Origin of the sequence: Microbacterium sp. NPDC064584 (genome assembly GCF_040687315.1) — a bacterium.
Taxonomy (GTDB): domain Bacteria; phylum Actinomycetota; class Actinomycetes; order Actinomycetales; family Microbacteriaceae; genus Microbacterium; species Microbacterium lacus.
The window spans coordinates 24,584-41,805 of sequence record NZ_JBFBMZ010000013.1; the positions used below are offsets into that span (position 1 = coordinate 24,584).

Annotated in this window: 13 protein-coding genes; 4 read left to right on the forward strand and 9 right to left on the reverse strand. The window is 69.9% G+C overall.

Annotated elements, in window-relative coordinates:
• Positions 1-66: 66 nt before the first annotated feature.
• Positions 67-1,770, reverse strand: coding sequence for a long-chain-fatty-acid--CoA ligase (locus tag AB0P18_RS15795; RefSeq protein ID WP_363360814.1), 1,704 nt, complete (start codon positions 1,768-1,770; stop codon positions 67-69).
• Positions 1,771-1,812: 42 nt separating this feature from the next.
• Positions 1,813-3,273, reverse strand: coding sequence for an MFS transporter (locus tag AB0P18_RS15800; protein ID WP_363360815.1), 1,461 nt, complete (start codon positions 3,271-3,273; stop codon positions 1,813-1,815).
• 115 nt (positions 3,274-3,388) lie between these two features.
• Here AB0P18_RS15800 and pgi point away from each other — a divergent pair, with 115 nt between their 5' ends.
• Together pgi and AB0P18_RS15810 are read left to right on the forward strand one after the other, a co-directional pair.
• Positions 3,389-5,071, forward strand: coding sequence for a glucose-6-phosphate isomerase (gene pgi / locus AB0P18_RS15805; protein ID WP_363360816.1), 1,683 nt, complete (start codon positions 3,389-3,391; stop codon positions 5,069-5,071).
• 154 nt (positions 5,072-5,225) lie between these two features.
• On the forward strand, positions 5,226-5,861 hold the full coding sequence (locus tag AB0P18_RS15810) for a TetR family transcriptional regulator (RefSeq protein ID WP_363360817.1): 636 nt from the start codon (positions 5,226-5,228) through the stop codon (positions 5,859-5,861).
• Here AB0P18_RS15810 and AB0P18_RS15815 read toward each other — a convergent pair.
• The 6 genes from AB0P18_RS15815 to AB0P18_RS15840 form a co-directional block, all read right to left on the reverse strand.
• Complete coding sequence (locus AB0P18_RS15815; protein WP_363360818.1) at positions 5,849-6,463, reverse strand: DUF1684 domain-containing protein; 615 nt, start codon at positions 6,461-6,463, stop codon at positions 5,849-5,851. The two genes, AB0P18_RS15810 and AB0P18_RS15815, sit on opposite strands and share 13 nt — an antisense overlap.
• 119 nt (positions 6,464-6,582) lie before the next feature.
• Positions 6,583-8,733 (reverse strand): alpha-galactosidase, encoded by a 2,151-nt coding sequence (locus AB0P18_RS15820; RefSeq protein WP_363360819.1) that lies wholly within the window; start codon positions 8,731-8,733, stop codon positions 6,583-6,585.
• Between the two features lie 9 nt (positions 8,734-8,742).
• Entirely contained in the window at positions 8,743-10,074 is a 1,332-nt protein-coding gene (locus AB0P18_RS15825; protein WP_363360820.1) for a sugar ABC transporter substrate-binding protein, read from the reverse strand.
• Between the two features lie 60 nt (positions 10,075-10,134).
• Positions 10,135-11,046 (reverse strand): carbohydrate ABC transporter permease, encoded by a 912-nt coding sequence (locus tag AB0P18_RS15830; protein ID WP_363360821.1) that lies wholly within the window; start codon positions 11,044-11,046, stop codon positions 10,135-10,137.
• A complete protein-coding gene (locus tag AB0P18_RS15835) occupies positions 11,043-11,981 on the reverse strand; it encodes a sugar ABC transporter permease (RefSeq protein ID WP_344055608.1) in 939 nt (312 codons plus the stop codon). Before AB0P18_RS15835 ends, AB0P18_RS15830 begins: the two co-directional genes overlap by 4 nt.
• Positions 11,978-14,017, reverse strand: a complete 2,040-nt coding sequence (locus tag AB0P18_RS15840; RefSeq protein WP_363360822.1) for a beta-galactosidase — start codon at positions 14,015-14,017, stop codon at positions 11,978-11,980. The genes AB0P18_RS15835 and AB0P18_RS15840 overlap by 4 nt, the downstream gene beginning before the upstream one ends.
• 143 nt (positions 14,018-14,160) lie before the next feature.
• On the opposite strand from AB0P18_RS15840, the gene AB0P18_RS15845 reads away from it, so the two are divergent.
• On the forward strand, positions 14,161-15,180 hold the full coding sequence (locus AB0P18_RS15845; protein ID WP_363360823.1) for a LacI family DNA-binding transcriptional regulator: 1,020 nt from the start codon (positions 14,161-14,163) through the stop codon (positions 15,178-15,180).
• A 102-nt stretch (positions 15,181-15,282) separates the two neighbouring features.
• Here the strand turns inward: AB0P18_RS15845 and AB0P18_RS15850 are convergent, their stop codons facing one another.
• Complete coding sequence (locus AB0P18_RS15850; protein WP_363360824.1) at positions 15,283-16,110, reverse strand: helix-turn-helix domain-containing protein; 828 nt, start codon at positions 16,108-16,110, stop codon at positions 15,283-15,285.
• Positions 16,111-16,196: 86 nt separating this feature from the next.
• Here AB0P18_RS15850 and AB0P18_RS15855 point away from each other — a divergent pair, with 86 nt between their 5' ends.
• Positions 16,197-17,126 carry a phytanoyl-CoA dioxygenase family protein gene (locus tag AB0P18_RS15855; protein ID WP_363360825.1) on the forward strand — a complete coding sequence of 310 codons (930 nt, stop codon included), beginning with the start codon at positions 16,197-16,199 and terminating at the stop codon, positions 17,124-17,126.
• Positions 17,127-17,222: the final 96 nt, after the last annotated feature.

Here is a 17,222-nt window from a genome sequence, read left to right on the forward strand (position 1 = left end):
CCGCAGAAACCCTACATAACTGCCCTCTCGCGAGTGGCAGGGAAGCGCCGGGCGCCGGCGGCCGGGTCAGTCGCCGTCGCGCAGCAGCTGCTCGCGCACCTGGCGGCGCAGCACCTTGCCGATGAGCGACCGGGGCAGTTCGTCGACCTGGAAGAAGCGCCGCGGCACCTTATAGGCCGCCAGGTGCTGCTTGCAGTGCTCGCGCAGCGCCTCCGGGTCCAGGACGGCCCCCTCGCGGAGCACGACCGCCGCGACGACCTGCTCGCCGCCGGCGCGCGGGAGCGCCACGACGGCCGCCTCGAGCACATCCGGGTGGGCGTGCAGCGCCGCCTCGACCTCGGTCGGGGCGACGTTGAAGCCGCCGGTGATGATGATCTCCTTGAGCCGGTCGACGACCGTGACGAACCCGTCGGGCGAAACCGTGACGATGTCACCCGTGCGGACCCAGCCGCCCGGCAGGAGTGAGTCCGCCGTCTCGGCCGGTCGCCGCCAGTAGCCCTGGAACACCTGCGGCCCGCGGATCAGCAGCTCGCCCGCCTCCCCGAACGGCAAGTCGGTGTGCGGGTCCGCGGGGTCCACGACCCGGATGTCCGTGCTCGGGAACGGCACACCGACGGTGCCGGGACGCCGGGACGGTCCGATCGGGTTTCCGAGCGCGACCGGGGAGGTCTCGGTCATCCCGTAACCCTCGACCAGCAGTCCGCCGGTCACCTCCTCCCACCGCGCCACGGTGTCCACCGGCAGGCTCATCGCGCCCGAGATCGCGAACCGCACCGAGGTCAGGTCGATCTCGCCGCGCTCGGCCGCGCGGGCGAGCTGGTCGTAGATCGGCGGGACGGCGGGCAGGAAGGTCGGCGGGGACTTCTTCGCGGCATCCGTGACGAGCTTCGCGTCGTACTTCGGGAACAGGACGAGCTTGGCCCCGATGCTCATCGCGAACGTGAGGCACAGCGTCATGCCGTACGCGTGGAAGAGCGGGAGGACGCCGTAGAAGGTCTCCTCGCCCTCGTGCAGGCCCGGCACCCAGGCGCGCCCCTGCATCGCGTTCGCGCGGAGGTTGCGGTGTGTGAGGATCGCCCCCTTGGGGGTGCCCGTCGTGCCGCTCGTGTATTGCAGGAGCGCGATGTCATCGAGGACGGGGCGCGGATGCCGCTTGCTGAGCCGTCGGCCGTCCACGAGCGAACGCCACGCGAGTACCTTCTTCGCACGCGGCGTCGCGGTCAGCGCCGCCCGTGCCTCCCGGGCCTTCGCGACCGGTAGCCGTAGGGCCGCCCGGGTGGTCCACGGCATCGCCTCGGTGATGTCGACGCTCACGATGCGCTCGAGCTTCAGGTCGGCGGGAAACCCGTCCAGCGTGTCGTACACCTTGTCCCACGCGATCGCGAAGCGCGCCTGGTGGTCCTCGAACTGGTGACGCAGCTCTCGGGCGGTGTAGAGCGGGTTGTGCTCGACGACGATCCCGCCGAGCCGCAGCACGGCGTAGAACGCCACGACGTGCTGCGGACAGTTCGGCAGCGCGATCGCGACCCGGTCGCCGTGGGTCACCCCCAGCCGGCGCAGCCCCTCCGCGGCGCGCTCGATCTGCTCACCGAGCTCGCGGTACGTCGTGCGCGCACCGAAGAATTCCAGCGCGGGCGCCTTCTGATGGCTCCGGATGCTGCCCTCGATCATGTCGGAGAGGGTCTGGGTGACCTCGTCGATCGTGTCGGGCACGCCGGGGGCGTAGGCCGCGAGCCACGGGCGCGCCGCGTAGGGATTCTCTGACGTCATACTGCGAGCCTGGCACACCGCCCTGGGCGCGGACCGAGGCCGTCAGCGGACGCTGGAACGCAACCCCTCGCCCGCGTCGCCGATCGCCGTCTCGGTACTTTCCTCCGCGGCATCCGTCTCCAGCGACGGCGGGGCTGCGGCGTACGCCGCGGACAGCTGCCGGTAGGGCCGCGAGAAGAAGGCGAGGAGCACGATCACCAGCAGAACCAGGCTCGCGATCACGAACACGAGCGCGATTCCGCGCGCCTCCCCGTCGCCGAGAAGCCAGCCGAACGTGTCCTGCCCTTGCGTGGACGCCATGAACGGGATGAGCCAGAACTGGGCGATGGGGCCCACGATGAACGCCGACACCGGCGCCGCGGCCGACTCGACGCTCGCCGAGAAGCCGAACACGCGCCCTTGCTTCTCGAAAGGCACCACGCGCTGGATGATCGTCTGCTCGGCGGCTTCGGCGATCGGCATGAGCGCCATGAAGACGAGGATGCCGAGCGCGTACAGCCACCAGAACTCGCGGATCACGAACCCGATGCCGAGCACGGCGATGCCGATGTTGACGAGCAGCATCGTCCGCAAGGGGTTCTTGCCGAGACCGAAGCGGGCGACGATCAACCCGCCGGCGATGAAGCCGACGCTGGTCACACCGAGGACGATGCCCCACATCTCGACCGAGAACAGCGTGAGGCCGTAGGGGTCCATGAGCGCCATGAACACCCCGCCGACGAGGTTGTTGAACGTCGAGAAGAGGATGAGCGCGAGCAGGCCGGGGACCACCATCACCGCCGGGATGATGCCGCGGAAGTCGAGCTTCGGCGTCCCGCCCTCGACGTGTGCGACGCCGCGCTCCGGGATGCGGACGAAAAGGAGATGCAGGAGCGCGAGCGCCGTGGCGACGATCGCGATCACGACGGTCCATCCCATGCCGAGGAGCCCGACGGAGAGTCCGGAGAACACGCTCGTGACCATGAAGGCGATGCCCTGCACGGCCCCGACCAGGCCGTTGGCCTTGTCTCGGCGCTCAGCCGGCACGAGAAGGGTGACCGTCGTCGACAGCGCGATGTTGCGGAGGTTCTCCACGACACCGCCGATCAGGATCACCCCGGCGAACACCCAGAACCACGGCCCGCCCCAGTCGACCAGGACGCTTTCGGGGAACGAGAGGTACAGCGCGCCCGCGAGCAGATAGGTCGTGAGGGTGATCGTGCTCGAGAGCACCATCACCGCCTTCTTCTTCATGCGGTCCACGAGCGCGCCGAACACGACTCCGAAGACGGCGACCAGCAGCATGTACGACCCGCCGATGATCGAGGTCGCGAGCACGGATTTCGTCTCGAGGTACGCCCAGAACGTCAGCGCCCACCAGAGGTAGCTCGAGGTGATGTTCGCGATCGCGGTGTTGGCGAGCACCTGGTAGAAGCTGCGCATCGTGCGCGGGCCCGGCTGGTGCTGCGCAACGTGCGCGGGCGCACCCGCCGGCGACGCCGCACTGTCCGATTGCTCCGTCATCGAAAGCCTCTCGTTCGCACCGAGCCCTGGGCCGGCCCGGAAGTCCACACCTCCTGCCATGGTCACACCGATCTCCGACATCGTCATCCCCCCTTCTCGGCGCTACCGTGGGGACGTGACCGCTCCGATCGATCCCACGTCCACCTCCGCCTGGGCCGAGCTGCTCGCCCATCGCGATTCCTTCCACCCCGATCTCCGAGGCTGGTTCGCGGCCGACCCGGAGCGCGTACAGCGCTTGAGCCGGACCGTCGGCGACCTGCACGTCGATCTGTCGAAGAACCTCGTCACCGACGAGATCCTGCGCTCGCTCGTCGCCCTCGCCGAGCAGACGGGCGTCGCCGAGCGTTATGCCGCGATGCTCCGCGGCGAGCACATCAACACGACCGAGGACCGCGCCGTCCTGCACACGGCCCTCCGCAGGCCCGCCGGAGCGATCCCTCCGCTCGAGGTCGACGGGCAGGACGTCGATCACGACGTGCACGAGGTGCTCGATGCGCTGAGCGCCTTCGCAGATCGCGTGCGTGACGGCGGTTGGCGGGGCGTGACCGGCAAGAAGGTCACGCACGTCGTGAACATCGGCATCGGCGGATCGGATCTCGGTCCGGTGATGATCTACGAAGCACTCCGCCCGTACGCGGATGCCGGCATCCGCGCCCTCTTCGTCTCCAACATCGACCCGACCGACCTCGCGCAGAAGACCGCGGACCTCGACCCCGAGACCACGCTGTTCATCGTCGCGTCGAAGACCTTCACGACGCTGGAGACCCTGACGAACGCGCGTCTCGCGCGCGACTGGCTGTGGGCGGGACTCGAGGCGTCCGGAGCGATCGCGGCGACCGACGCGGCCAGGACGGATGCCGTCGCCCACCACTTCGTGGCCGTCTCGACCGCCCTCGACAAGGTGGCCGCCTTCGGCATCGACCCGCAGAACGCGTTCGGCTTCTGGGACTGGGTCGGCGGCCGGTACTCCGTGGACTCCGCGATCGGTCTGTCGCTCGCGATCACGCTCGGGCCCGGGGTGTTCCGCGAGCTGCTCGCCGGGTTCCACGATGTCGACGAGCACGTGCGCACGACTCCGCTCGCCCAGAACGTGCCGGTCCTGATGGGTGTGCTGAACGTCTGGTACGTGAACTTCCTCGGCGCCCAGACGCACGCCGTGCTCCCCTACGCGCAGCAGCTCAGCCGCTTCGCCGCGTACCTGCAGCAGCTCACGATGGAATCCAACGGCAAGTCCGTGCGGTGGGACGGTTCGCCCGTCACGACCGACACCGGCGAGGTGTTCTGGGGCGAGCCCGGCACGAACGGACAGCACGCGTTCTACCAGCTCATCCACCAGGGGACCCGGCTGATCCCGGCGGACTTCATCGCGTTCGTGAACCCCGCCTACCCGTTGACCGACGACGGACGCGACGTGCACGGGCTTTTCCTGGCGAACTTCCTCGCTCAGACGAAGGCCCTCGCATTCGGCAAGACCGCGGAGGAGGTCGAGGCCGAGGGGACGACGGGTCCGCTCGTCGCCGCGCGCACGTTCGCCGGCAACCGGCCGACGACGTCGATCTTCGCGCCCGCCCTCACGCCGCGCGTGCTCGGCCAGCTCGTCGCGCTGTACGAGCACATCACGTTCACGCAGGGTGTGATCTGGGGCATCAACTCGTTCGATCAGTGGGGCGTGGAGCTCGGCAAGCAGCTCGCGCTGCAGATCGCCCCGGCGATCGAGGGCGATGCGGCAGCCCTCGGGGCGCAGGACGCGTCGACGCGCTCGCTGCTGGAGTACTACGCGGCGCACCGCACGCCCTGACCCACGGCGAAAGACCGCGGCGCGCGCTGCCCCCACACGCGCGCGCCGCGGGGCCCGCTCCCACGCGCGACGCGGACATGCCGGGGCGTCCGTGAGAAAATCGGGTGCACCCCCCGAATTAGGTGCTGTTCGACCATACCGAAATGTGAACACGATGTCGCATCCTCGCCGATATGACGCCACCCGAAGACAGCGCACCGCGCTCGAGAGACGGGCGCACGTCATCGACACCGCCACGGTCCTCTTCGCCGAGCACGGTTTCGAGGCGACGACGCTCGCGGACGTCGCCTCCGCCGCGGGCGTCTCGCTGGCATACCTGCACAAGCTCGGATCGAAGTCCGATCTGATCGAGTCGGTCGTGCGGGCCATGATGACCGGCGACACCGCCGCTGATCCCGACCGCGAGCTGGACGCCCTCGTGCATGCGGCCACGGTGGAGGAGTACCTCGACCTGTCGCTCGCCTCGATCATCGCGTGGAACGCGCGCTCCCACCGCCTCTGGATGGCGTGGGCGTCGGCATCCGATCCCGGACTGCGCGCGGGATGGAATGCGGTCATGACCGAGGTGCGCGCGAAGCTCACGGCCTCCCTCGCGCTGCTCGACGCGCGCGGGTGGCTGCGCGGCGATGTGCCGCACGACGAGCTCGTGGCGACACTGTGGGTGCTGACGATGGCCGAGACCTACACGCGGCTCGTCGACGGTGCGGGCCTGTCGCACGACGACTACGTGCGCTGGCTGCACCGCTCGGTGCGCGAAGCGCTGCTGCCGCGCGCGTCTCAGCCGGCGTAGAGCTCGCCCACCGGAACGGCGATCGGCAGGACGTTGCCCGGCTGCGCGAGCGGGCACGCCCAGGCCGGGTCGTATGCGCACGACGGGTTGTACGCGAAGTTGAAGTCGAGCACGATCGTGCCGCGGCCGGGGTCGGACCCGAGATCGGCGCCCTTGATCGTGTCGATCAGATAGCGGCCGCCGCCGTACGTCCCCGACCCGGCGAGGGCGTCGCGGACGGGGATGAACACTCCCCCGCCGTACGTCATCAGGCGCCAGACGTCGAGGGGGCCGGCATCCGGGATCTCGACGCGCCCGATCCGCTCGAACGGGACCACCCCGTCGGTGCCGGTCGCGAACTCGAACCCACCGGGTTCGGCCTCGAGGATCGGCAGCTCGTACCGCCACGCGGCGTCGTAGGGCGCGATCGAGAGGCCTTCGAACAGCAGGCGTGCGGGCTCGAGCAACGGAGTCGCGGGGTGCCGCGCCATCAGGTCGTCTCGCTCGATGCGCCACAGCTCGTGCGCCTCTTCGGGATCGTCCTGCGCGCGGACGGCGTCGTACAGCGCGAAGACGCGGCGGCGCCAGTCGGCGATCTCGAGGGCAGTGCGCGCGGAGCTCATCAGTCCAGGCTACGCGGGCCGGGCTTCTCGCCGTCCACGTGAAAGCGCGGGGCGATTCTGCGACCTCGCGCGGTCGATCGTCACCGAATGCGCGATTTCGCCCCGCGCTTTCGCACCGATCAGACCGCAGTGACCTCGAGGAGCACGGCCTGCTGGGACAGCAGGAGCGGCATCGGGAGGCCGATCTCGGCGAGAGCGACGCCGGGGAGCTCCACGGAGCCGGCCGCGGTCCACGGCGGCGGGGCGTCCTGGATCACCCCGGGATCGCCGGCGAGCGGAAGCACCGCGACGCGATACGTCGCCCGCGGGTCGAGGCCGGGCAGCCGCACGGCCTCGGGGACGGCCGCCGCCGTGGCGGCCAGCGCCGCGACCGAGAACACGGCGTGCGACCGATCGCCCGCGACCACCCCGTGGACCGCGATCGCAGGGTCCGGCCCGTCGGCGCGCACGACGCGCGCACCGCCCGGACGCGAGCCGTGCAGCAGCGGCCGAAGTCGCCGGTACTCGCCGATCCACGCCGCGACCGCAGCCCGGTCGGCGTCGGTCGCGGCGGCGAGGTTCCACTCGATGCCCGCGCTGCCGAAGAGCGCGGTCGCCATCCGGAAGGACAGGTCGGCGGACCGCCCGGTCAGATGCGCCCGCGCATCGCCCAGGTGCGCGCCGAGGTACTCGGGCGGGACGATCAGCGAGGTCCAGGCGTGGATGCCCTGCCGATCGAGCGGATCGTTCGTGTCGCTCGGCCAGACCCGGTCCACGCGTCTCAGGATCCCGAGGTCGATGCGGGCGCCGCCCGACGCGCACGATTCGATCTCGACCCGCGGGTGCGCAGCCCGCAGCCGATCGATCAGCGCGTACACCGCCGCGGTCTGGCGATGGGAGGACCCCTCCAGCAGGTCGCGGTTGTGGTCCCACTTGAGGTAGGCGATCGGGTATTCGGCGAGCAGCGCGTCCAGACGCGCATAGACGTGGTCGGACGCCTCGGGGATGCCGAGGTCGAGCACCCGCTGGAAGCGCCACTCGTTCGCCCCCGCACGCCCCATGACCCAGTCGGGGTGGGCGCGCGCGAGGTCGGAGTCGACGCTGATCATCTCGGGCTCGACCCACAGCCCGAACTCCATGCCGCCGGCGTGCACGCGGTCGATGAGCGGGCCGAGTCCGTGGGGCCAGACCCCGGCGTCGACCGTCCAGTCCCCGAGAGCGCGGTGGTCGTCGCGCCGCCCGTGGAACCAGCCGTCGTCGAGGACGAAGCGCTCGACACCGACGACGGATGCCGCCTCGATGAGCGGTTCGAGACGCTCGAGCGACTGGTCGAAGTAGACGGCTTCCCACGTGTTGAGCGTGACGGGCCGTTCCCTCGCGATCGTCGACCACGAGCGCACCCACGGGTGGACCCGGTCGGGGATCCCGCCGAGCCCGGTCGCGGAGTACACCGCGACCGTCCATGGTGCGGTGTACGTCTCGCCGGGCGCCAGGACGATCTCTCCCGGCGCCGGCAGCTCGCCGGCACCGAGGACGTTCGCCCCGAGCGGTGAGGATTCCGCCCACAGCTCGGTGTCGCCGCTCCACGCCTCGTGCACGGCCCACACCTCGCCGGCGCCGAAGCCGAACCCACGGGTTCCGGCCGCCAGCAGGAAGGCGCTCTCGTGACCGCCGCGGCCGTGCCGGCCCTCACGACTGTGGATGCCGTGCTCGAGCGTCCGGCGGATCGGCCGTCGTTCCCTGCCCCAGACGCCGCTGAAGTCGAGCAGTTCGCCCGCGCGCGCCGGGATCGGCAGCACGGACGCCGCCCTCGCGACCGTCAGCGGCGAGGTGCCGATGTTCGAGACCTCCAGGTGCATCTGCAGCACGCCCTGCGGCGACAGGGCCAGCTCCACACCGACGCCGAAGTGCGCGTCGGTGTCGACGAGGTCCAGCCGCAGCGACTGATCACCGGCGGCGGAGACACCGGGCTCGGCATCCGATCGCTGCGTCAGCATGGGCGTGCGCGCGCGTTCCGCGGCCGCGGCGCCGTCGGCTCCCGCCGCGTCGCGCGACACCTGCAGTGCGGGCCGGCCGCTCCACCCGTCGCCCCACGTGGGCACGAGCGAGAGCCGGAACGGAAGGTCGATCGAGGACGGCCCGACGGCGGGGACGGACGCCGCGGCGACGGCCTCGGCCTGGGCAGGCGTCAGCTCGCCGAGATCGGCACCCCAGTGCAGGACCGCGGGCACGCCCGTGCCGCGGGTGTCGACCAGGAGGCTGACACCCGCGGCACGGAGGTGATGGATCACTCGCAGAGACTACTTCGCGACCGGGATCGACTGCGCCTCGAGAGCGGCGATCGTCTTCTCCTGGCCGTCGGCGAGCGCGTCGGCGAGCGTGCCGTCACCGGCGATCGCGGCCTTGAACCCGTCCGACACGTCGGCGTAGGTCTGCGTCATCGTCGGACCCCAGACGAAGTCCGGGTTGACCTGGCCGGCGGCTTCGGCGAAGACGTCGTAGATCTTCTGTCCGCCGTAGAACTCGACGCCCTCCTGCAGGACGGGCAGTTCGAGTCCGGCCTTCGTGGCGGGGTAGATCGCCGCGGTCTCGTTGAGCGACGTGAGCGCCTCCTCCGAGGTGTTCAGCCACAGCGCGAACTTGGCCGCCTCGTAGAGGTGGTCGGTGCCCTTGAAGACGGCGATCGACGAACCGCCCCAGTTGCCTGCTGCGGCGTCGCCGGCAGCCCACTGCGGTGCCGGTGCGACCGACCACTTGCCGGCCGTGTCGGGAGCGCCGCTCGCGATCGAGTTGGCACCCCACACCGCGGAGTTCCAGGTCCAGACCTCGCCGGAGTTGTAGGCGTTGTTCCACTCATCCGTCCACGGCGGGTACACCGCGACGAGGTCGTTCTCGATCAGGTCCTGCCAGTAGTCGGCCACCGTCTCGGACGCGTCGCTGGTCAGCTCCACGGTCCACTCGTTGCCATCGTTCTGGAACCACTGCCCATCCGCCTGCCAGACGAAACCGGCGAACTGGTTGATGTCGGACTGCGAGAAGTTGGTGATGTAGCCGCCGAGCGCGCGGATCTGCTCCGCCGCCGACTTGTACTCCTCCCACGTCGTCGGGACCGGGATGTTGTTCTGCTCGAACAGGTCCGAGCGGTAGAACAGAGCCATGGGGCCCTGGTCCTGCGGGATGCCGTACACCTCGTCCTCGGTGCCGAGGCTCACCTGCCCCCAGGTCCAGTCCAGGAACTGGTCTTCCGCCGCGACGACGTCCTCGCACGCGGCGAGGTCCTCCAGGCCGTCCTGGACGCGGAAGTTCGGGATCGCGTCGTATTCGATCTGGCCGAGGTCGGGGGCGTTGCCGGCCTCGAGCTGGTTGAAGAAGTTCTGGTACGTGCCGGCGTTGCCGGACGGCCCGGTCTGGACCTCGACCTGGATGTCGGGGTTCGCGTCGTTCCAGATCGCCACGGCGTCTTCGATGCCGGGGATCCACGACGTGAACGTGAGCGTGACGTCGCCTTCGGACGGTGCGCACGCGGCGGCGTCGCTGCCGCCTCCGCTCTCACCGCTGGACGAGCACGCAGCCATCGTCAGCGCGACGGTCGCGAGGATCGCGACGCCAGCTGCTTTCTTCATGTGACGCATGATTTCTCTTTCGTTGCTGGTTACTTGCAAGGGCCGACCGGCAGGTTCCGGGCGGGTCTGTCACTTCAGAGCGCCGGCGCCGAGTCCAGTGCGCCAGTACCGCTGAAGAAGAAGGAAGGTGATGATGAGCGGGATGATCGACAGCAGCGCGCCGACCAGGACGAAGGTGCGCAGTTCGGGGAACTGGTTGATCGTGGAGTTCCACGCGTACAGGCCGTAGGTCACCGGGAACAGCTCTTCGCTGCGCAGCATGATCAGCGGCAGGAAGAAGTTGTTCCAGATGCCCACGAACTGGAACAGGAAGATCGTGATGAGCGCGGGGAGCATGAGGCGGATCGACACCGTGAAGAAGGTCCGGATCTCGCCGGCGCCGTCCAGGCGGCTGGCTTCGAGGAGTTCGTCGGGGACGCTCGCCTCCGCGAAGACGCGGGCGAGGTAGACGCCGAACGGACTCACGATGCTCGGAAGGAACACCGCCCAGAAGGTGTTGGTCAGCTGCACCTGGCTGAACAGGAGGAACAGCGGCAGCGCGAGCGCCGTGGCCGGCACGAGTACGCCGCCGAGCACGACGTTGAACAGGACCTCGCGACCGCGGAAGCGGTACTTCGCCAGCGCGTAGCCGCACATTCCGGCGAGCACCGTCGCCACCAGGGCGCCGACGCCGGCATAGCCGATGCTGTTCACGATCCAGCGCATGTAGACGCCGCCGTCGTAGTTCAGCAGCGCGACGATGTTGTTCCAGAGGTTGAAATCTGCGAACCACAGCGGGTTCGTGGTGAACAAGTCGCCGCGATCCTTGGACGACGCGACCAGCAGCCACCAGATCGGGATCAGGAAGTACAGGGTGAAGATCACCATGATCAGCATCGCGACGCCGCGCGAGAGCATGCTCTCCCGGGGACCACGCGCCTTGGGAGTCGCCGCCGAGGACGCCCGCAGCGCGCGGGTGTCGGCATCCGTCACGCGGGTCATGCCTCTGCCTTCCGTCGGGTGATGCGCAAGAACGTGAACGAGAGGATGAAGGTCGCGAGCGCCAGCACGACGGAGAACGCCGCGGCCAGGCTCACGTTCGGGATCGCGGACGTCGCGTAGATCGTCATGTTCGGGGTGTACGTGCTCGTCACGGCGGAGCTGAACGAGCGGAAGACCTGCGGCTCCGCGAGCAGCTGCAGAGTGCCGATGATCGACAGGATCGCCGTGAGGACGAGCGAGGGTCGCACCATCGGGATCTTGATCGACCAGGCGATGCGGAACTGCCCCGCTCCGTCCAGGCGCGCCGCCTCGTACATCTCGCTCGGGATCGCCAGGAGCGCCGAGTAGATGATGAGCATGTTGTACCCGACGAAGACCCACGTCACGACGTTCGCGATCGCCCAGAGGACGAGTTCTGCGGAGAGGAAGTCGATGTTGCCCGTGAGCACGGTGAACGGAGACAGGTTCGGCGAGTACAGGAAGCCCCACATGATCGCCGCGATGACGCCGGGGACGGCGTAAGGGACGAAGAAGGCCAGCCGGAAGAACTTCTTGCCCTTCAGCAGCGGGGAATCAAGCAGCAGCGCGAAGAGCAGCGCCAGGCCGAGCATGACCGGCACCTGCACGATGCCGAACAGCAGCACCCGGCCGACCGAGGTCCAGAACGCCTCGTTCTGGAAGACGAGGATGTACTGGGAGAGCCCCCCGAAGACCTCCTTCGCCTCACCGAACGTGCCGTCGCGCTCGACGACGAGCAGCGACTGCCAGATCGCGTAGCCGATCGGGATCAGGTAGAAGAGGATGAACAGCAGCGCGAACGGGGCGACGAAGAAGAGGATCGCACCTTTGTGGTGCACCTTGCTCTTCGGCGGACGCGGTGCGCGTCTCCGGTCTTTCGGGGTCACGAGGACCTCGGTGGCGGTCTGTGCGGTCATGAGACGGCGTCCTCTCGGATCACGCGGACGGCCCCCATCGGGACGCGGATCGTCCCGGTGGCGGTCTCGCCCGTGACGAGGTCGACGCCTCGGGCGTTCAGCAGCACGTCTTCGCTGCCGTGGTTGATGATGAAGCGGTAGCTGCGGTCCTCCGCGACCCGGCGCACCACGTCCACACCCGCACGTGCACCGGCGGCGCGATCGGCACCCGCGGCGGTCAGCGCCTGGTCGATGATGCGCGCGAGGCCCGCGCCATCCGGCAGGGTCGCGAGGTACCACGCGTCGCCCGCGCCGTCCGTCCCGCGCCGGCGGGTGAGGGCGGGCAGACCACCGGCCGGACCACCCACGAACCGGTCGAGCACGTCCGCGTCGGTCGCGGTCAGGCGCTCGGTCCACAGCGACGCGCGCGTCCCGGACTCGAGCAGGACCTCCTGCTCGGGCAGGACCGGCGAGAACTCCTCGACGCGGATGCCGAGCAGATCGCGCCAGACACCGGGATAGCCGCCCGGCCGCACGCGGTCGTCCTCGTCCACGATGCCGCTGTAGAACGTGACGAGCGCGTGCGCGCCCGCCCGCACGGCGGCGTCGAGCGTGGCCGCTTCGTGATCGCGGACGAGGTGCAGGCCCGGGACGACGATGAGCCGGTACCCGGTGAGGTCGGCGCCGGGGCGGACGATGTCGACGGTCGCGCCGGCCTCGCGCAGCGCACGGTGCGTCGCCCACACCTGATCGAGGTAGGAGACCGCGGAGCTGGGGCGGTTCTCGGCATCCGTCGCCCACCACGCCTCCCAGCTGAACAGCATCGCGACGTCGCCGACCACGCGCGTGCCCGCGACCTCACCCATGCGCTCGAGGACGGCGCCGAGGTCGACGGCCTCGCGCCACAGGGCGGAGTCGGTGCCGGCGTGCGGGATGAGCGCGGAATGGAACTTCTCCGAGCCCTGCAGCGAGGCGCGCCACTGGAAGAAGCACACCGAGTCCGCGCCGCGTGCGACGTGCTGCAGGGAGTCCCGCAGCATCTGGCCCGGGGCCTTCGCGAGGTTGTGCGGCTGCCAGTTGACCGAGCCGGTCGAGTGCTCCATCAGCATCCACGGTCCGCCGCCGGCGAGTCCACGGGTGAGGTCGGCCGCGAACGCGAGTTCGGACGACGGGTCGGCGAGCCGGTGATCCAGGTAGTGATCGTTGGCGATCACGTCCATCTCGGGAGCCCACGTCCAGTAGTCGAGCTCGCGGATGTGCGCCGTGACCATGAAGTTCGTCGTGACGGGCACCCGGCTGTGACGGCGGATGACCTCGAGCTCGGCGCGGTAGTGGCCGAGCAGCTCGGCGGAGCTGAAGCGCGAGAAGTCGAGGACCTGACCGGGATTGCGCGTCGCGGGAGTGAGGCGCGGCGTGCCGATCTCGTCCCAGTCGGTGTACCGCTGGCTCCAGAAGCTGGTCCCCCAGGCGCGGTTCAGTGCCGCGATCGACCCGTACCGCTCGCGCAGCCACCGCCGGAACGAAGAGGCGCTCACGTCGCAGTAGCAGTGCGCGTTGTGGCAGCCGAGCTCGTTCGAGACGTGCCACAGGGCGACGGCGGGGTGCTGTCCGTAGCGCTCGGCGACGGCCTCGACCAGGTCGAGCGCGTAACGGCGGAACACCGGTGAGCTCGGGCACCAGGCCTGGCGTCCGCCGGGGTAGCGCAGCGTGCCGTCGATCGTCATGGGGAGGATCTCGGGATGCCGCGCGGCGAGCCACGGCGGCGGCGATGACGTGCCGGTGCCGAGGTTCACGCGGATGTCCGCGTCATGGAGCAGCCCGATGATCTCATCGAGGCGGGAGAAGTCGATGCCGCCGTCGGGCCCCTGCAGATCGGACCATCCGAAGATGTTGATCGCGACCAGGCTGACGCCGACTTCGCGCATGAGGGCGACGTCCTCGCGCCAGACGGCGGGGTCCCACTGCTCGGGGTTGTAGTCGCAGCCGAAGTCGATGCCCCGGTGCTCATAGCGCGGCCGGGCGAGCTTCGGCTCGGTCGTGGCGAGTGAGCGATTCAAGCGGGCTCCCGGTCGGCGTCTTCGTCGGTGTGTGCACGTGCACAGTTTTTGGAGAAGAAGATCATCTCTGAGCTTCTGTGAACGTACACAGAATGACACCCCCACTCCCGTGTGTCAACACCTCCGACCGATACAGTTGTCGCGTGTCGACCACTTCCGGGCGCCCTCGCCGTGCCACCGTGCACGATGTCGCCGTCGTCGCGGGCGTGTCGCGGGGCACGATCAGCCGGTACGTCAACGGGGATCCGTATGTGTCGGCATCCGCCCGCGAGGCGATCGAGGCGGCGATCGCCGAAGTCGGCTATGTCCCGAACACCGCCGCGCGGCACCTGGTGATGCAGCGCACCGAGTCCGTCGCGTTCATCGTCCACGAGCCGCACTCGCTGTTCGTGGAGGACCCCAACATCGGCGGCATCCTGCTCGGGGCCAACGCGGCGCTCTCCGAGGCGGACCACCAGATGGCGGTCCTCATCGTGGACTCCGAGCGCGACACCGACCGCGTCGCACGGTACCTCTCCGGCGGCTCCGTCGACGGCGCGATCATCGTCTCGGCCCGTGCGAACGACCCGGTCGCGCGCGTGGTCGATAAGCTCAAGCTGCCGGCGGCGTTCGTGGGGCACCCGCCCGGCGCCTCCTCGTCCGCGTTCGTCGTGATCGACAACCGCGGCTCGGCACGGGCGATCACCTCGCGCCTGCTCGAGACCGGCCGCCGACGCGTCGGGATGATCGCGGCGGCGCTGGACCGGGACTCCGGCTCGGACCGTCTCGCCGGATTCACCGACGCCCTCGGCGACCGGTTCGACCCCGGCCTGATCGAGCCGGTGCCGCTGTACTCGTACTCCGCGGGCCGAGACGGGATGACGGCACTGCTGGAGCGCGCCCCGGACATCGACGGGGTGTTCGCGGCATCCGACGCCGTCGCCGCCGGCGCCATGGAAGCCCTGCGCGCCGCGGGTCGACGCGTGCCGATCGATGTGGGCGTGGTCGGCTTCGACGACAGCGCGTGGGCACGACGGACGCTGCCTGCGCTGTCGACCGTGCGCCAGCCGGCCGAAGGGCTCGGCCGCGAGGCCGCCGCGCTCGTGCTCGCGCAACTGCGCGGCGACGCGGCCCCCGGGGAGACGCTCCTGGACTGCGAGATCGTCTGGCGCGAGTCCGCCTGACGCGCGCCCCCGCCCGCCTATCCGCGGGACTGCATCCGAGCGCCGAGACCGAGGGGAATCGCCTACGTCTCGGCGCTCCGGTGCAGTCTCGCGAGCGCGGGTTCAGGCCGGGCGCAGGGAGCGGCGGTAGGCGGCGGGCGACTGAGCGCACCAGCGCGCGAAGCGGTCGTAGAACTGGCTTTGCGAGCGGAACCCCGCGGCGTAGCCGACCTCGGCGACAGCCATGTCCGACTCGAGCAGGAGCTGCTGCGCCGCGGCGACGCGACAGTGCGCGAGATAGTCCCCGATCGTGATCCCGAGTGCCTGGCGGAACACGGTCATCGCGTACTGCGGGTTCAGATGCACGTGGGCCGCGACGTCGGCGACGGAGATGTCGCGCGCGTACTCCTCCGAGATGAATGCCGCCATCGCTCCTGCCGCCTCCGGGCCGGACGCGTCCGGCCGGGCGTCCGCATGCAGAGCACCGCTCGCCTGCGCGACCCGCAGCGCGAACGCCTCGATCTCCGTGCGGGCGATCCGCACGGCGTCGCCGCCCGGGGTGAGCTCGTCCTGCCACCGCGAGACGAGGTCATCCAGACACCTGCCGCCGGCGGCAGGTGTTCCGAGGACCTCGCCGCGCAGCATCCGCGCCATGAAGACCTTCGGCAGCCGCCACGCGAGCGCCTGGCCGAGCGGCACGGTGAGCCAGGTGACGGTGCGGGCGGTCGGGGCCTCGAGCAGCCGGTGCGGCCGGGCCGCCCAGAACACGGCGACGGTGCCGGCACGCAGCACATGGGGACGGCCGTCGATCACGTATTCGAGGTCGGTGTCGGCGAGGTTGAACTCGAGGTCGTCGTGTCGGTGCGCGAGTGTCATGCCGCCCGCGTCGCCCGACCAGCACGCGAGGCCGAAGGAGGAGCGCTCGACACGTCCATCGTGCAATGAACTCATGATCCCGGAAGTCTGTCACATCCCAGCGGAAGATCTGCGGAATCCTGCGCCCTAGCCTGGAAGTCACCGATCCGAAGGAGGACCCCATGACCACCGCCCTGGCCACGCCGAGCGCCACACGGCGCGAGTACCACCTCACCGACGAGGAGGTCGCCCGCTTCGACCGCGAGGGCTATCTCGTCCTGAAGAACCGCATCCCCGCCCCCCTGCTCGAGCGGTTGCAGTCCGCCGCCGTCGGGTGGATCGCGGACGGGCGCGACGTCACGGAAGACGACCCGGCCGCGGTCGACTACCACTATGCGGTCCGCGGCGGCGAGCGCCGGATGTTCCGCGTGGACTACCTGCACGGCAAGGGGCGGTCGGCGTCTCTCGAGCTGCTCGGCAGCCCCGCGGTGCTCGGGATCGCCGAGAGCCTCGCCGGGGCCGACTTCGTGCCGACCTACGAGTCGCTCGTCTTCAAGGACGCCGGTGACGGCGCCGCGATCGACTGGCACCAGGACGCCGTGCACCCCCGGACCCACCGCATCTTCAACATCGACGTGTACCTCGACGCCTCGCGTGCAGGCGAAGGCGCATTGCGTGTCGCGCCCGGCTCGCACCTCGCGCCGGTCGATGTCTGCCAGCTGCAGGAGGAGTACGGGTGGGATGCGCCCGGCGTCATCCAGGTCGAGCTCGAGCCCGGTGACGTCCTGGTCCACGACGTGATGATCGTCCACGGCAGCGAGGCCGTGCAGGGCAATCGCCTGCGCCGCACGATCTACTACGAGTTCCGCTCGGCGCGCCAGATCGCGGCGGAGGGCCCGTGGGATGCCGAGTGGGTCGACCGCCGTCTGCGGCTGGTGCCCGTCGCCCTGCGCGAGCGCGCGCGACGCGAGCCGACGGAGGAGCCCTTCGCCTGGAACGTCCCCGTGGAGATCGCGCCGCTCGCGAGCGAGGACGACGAGGCCGAACTGCGCATCGCGCACGGCGTGCACTCCCCCGGCTCGTACTGCAGCGCGGGCAACGTCCCGTTCTGATCCCCCCCGTTACCTTCTTCGTAGCCGTTCGGTGAGCATGCTGGACGGTGACAGCCTGCCGGGCTCGGCATGATTGGTCCCCCCTGTCCTCGATGA

What these genes read in the sequence shown, in the direction of transcription:
- AB0P18_RS15795 (WP_363360814.1), bottom strand. Translation starts at nt 1,770, where the DNA reads ATGACGTCAGAGAATCCCTACGCGGCGCGCCCGTGGCTCGCGGCCTAC.
- AB0P18_RS15800 (WP_363360815.1), bottom strand. Translation starts at nt 3,273, where the DNA reads ATGACGGAGCAATCGGACAGTGCGGCGTCGCCGGCGGGTGCGCCCGCG.
- AB0P18_RS15810 (WP_363360817.1), top strand. Translation starts at nt 5,226, where the DNA reads ATGTCGCATCCTCGCCGATATGACGCCACCCGAAGACAGCGCACCGCG.
- AB0P18_RS15815 (WP_363360818.1), bottom strand. Translation starts at nt 6,463, where the DNA reads ATGAGCTCCGCGCGCACTGCCCTCGAGATCGCCGACTGGCGCCGCCGC.
- AB0P18_RS15825 (WP_363360820.1), bottom strand. Translation starts at nt 10,074, where the DNA reads ATGCGTCACATGAAGAAAGCAGCTGGCGTCGCGATCCTCGCGACCGTC.
- AB0P18_RS15830 (WP_363360821.1), bottom strand. Translation starts at nt 11,046, where the DNA reads ATGACCCGCGTGACGGATGCCGACACCCGCGCGCTGCGGGCGTCCTCG.
- AB0P18_RS15835 (WP_344055608.1), bottom strand. Translation starts at nt 11,981, where the DNA reads ATGACCGCACAGACCGCCACCGAGGTCCTCGTGACCCCGAAAGACCGG.
- AB0P18_RS15850 (WP_363360824.1), bottom strand. Translation starts at nt 16,110, where the DNA reads ATGAGTTCATTGCACGATGGACGTGTCGAGCGCTCCTCCTTCGGCCTC.
- AB0P18_RS15855 (WP_363360825.1), top strand. Translation starts at nt 16,197, where the DNA reads ATGACCACCGCCCTGGCCACGCCGAGCGCCACACGGCGCGAGTACCAC.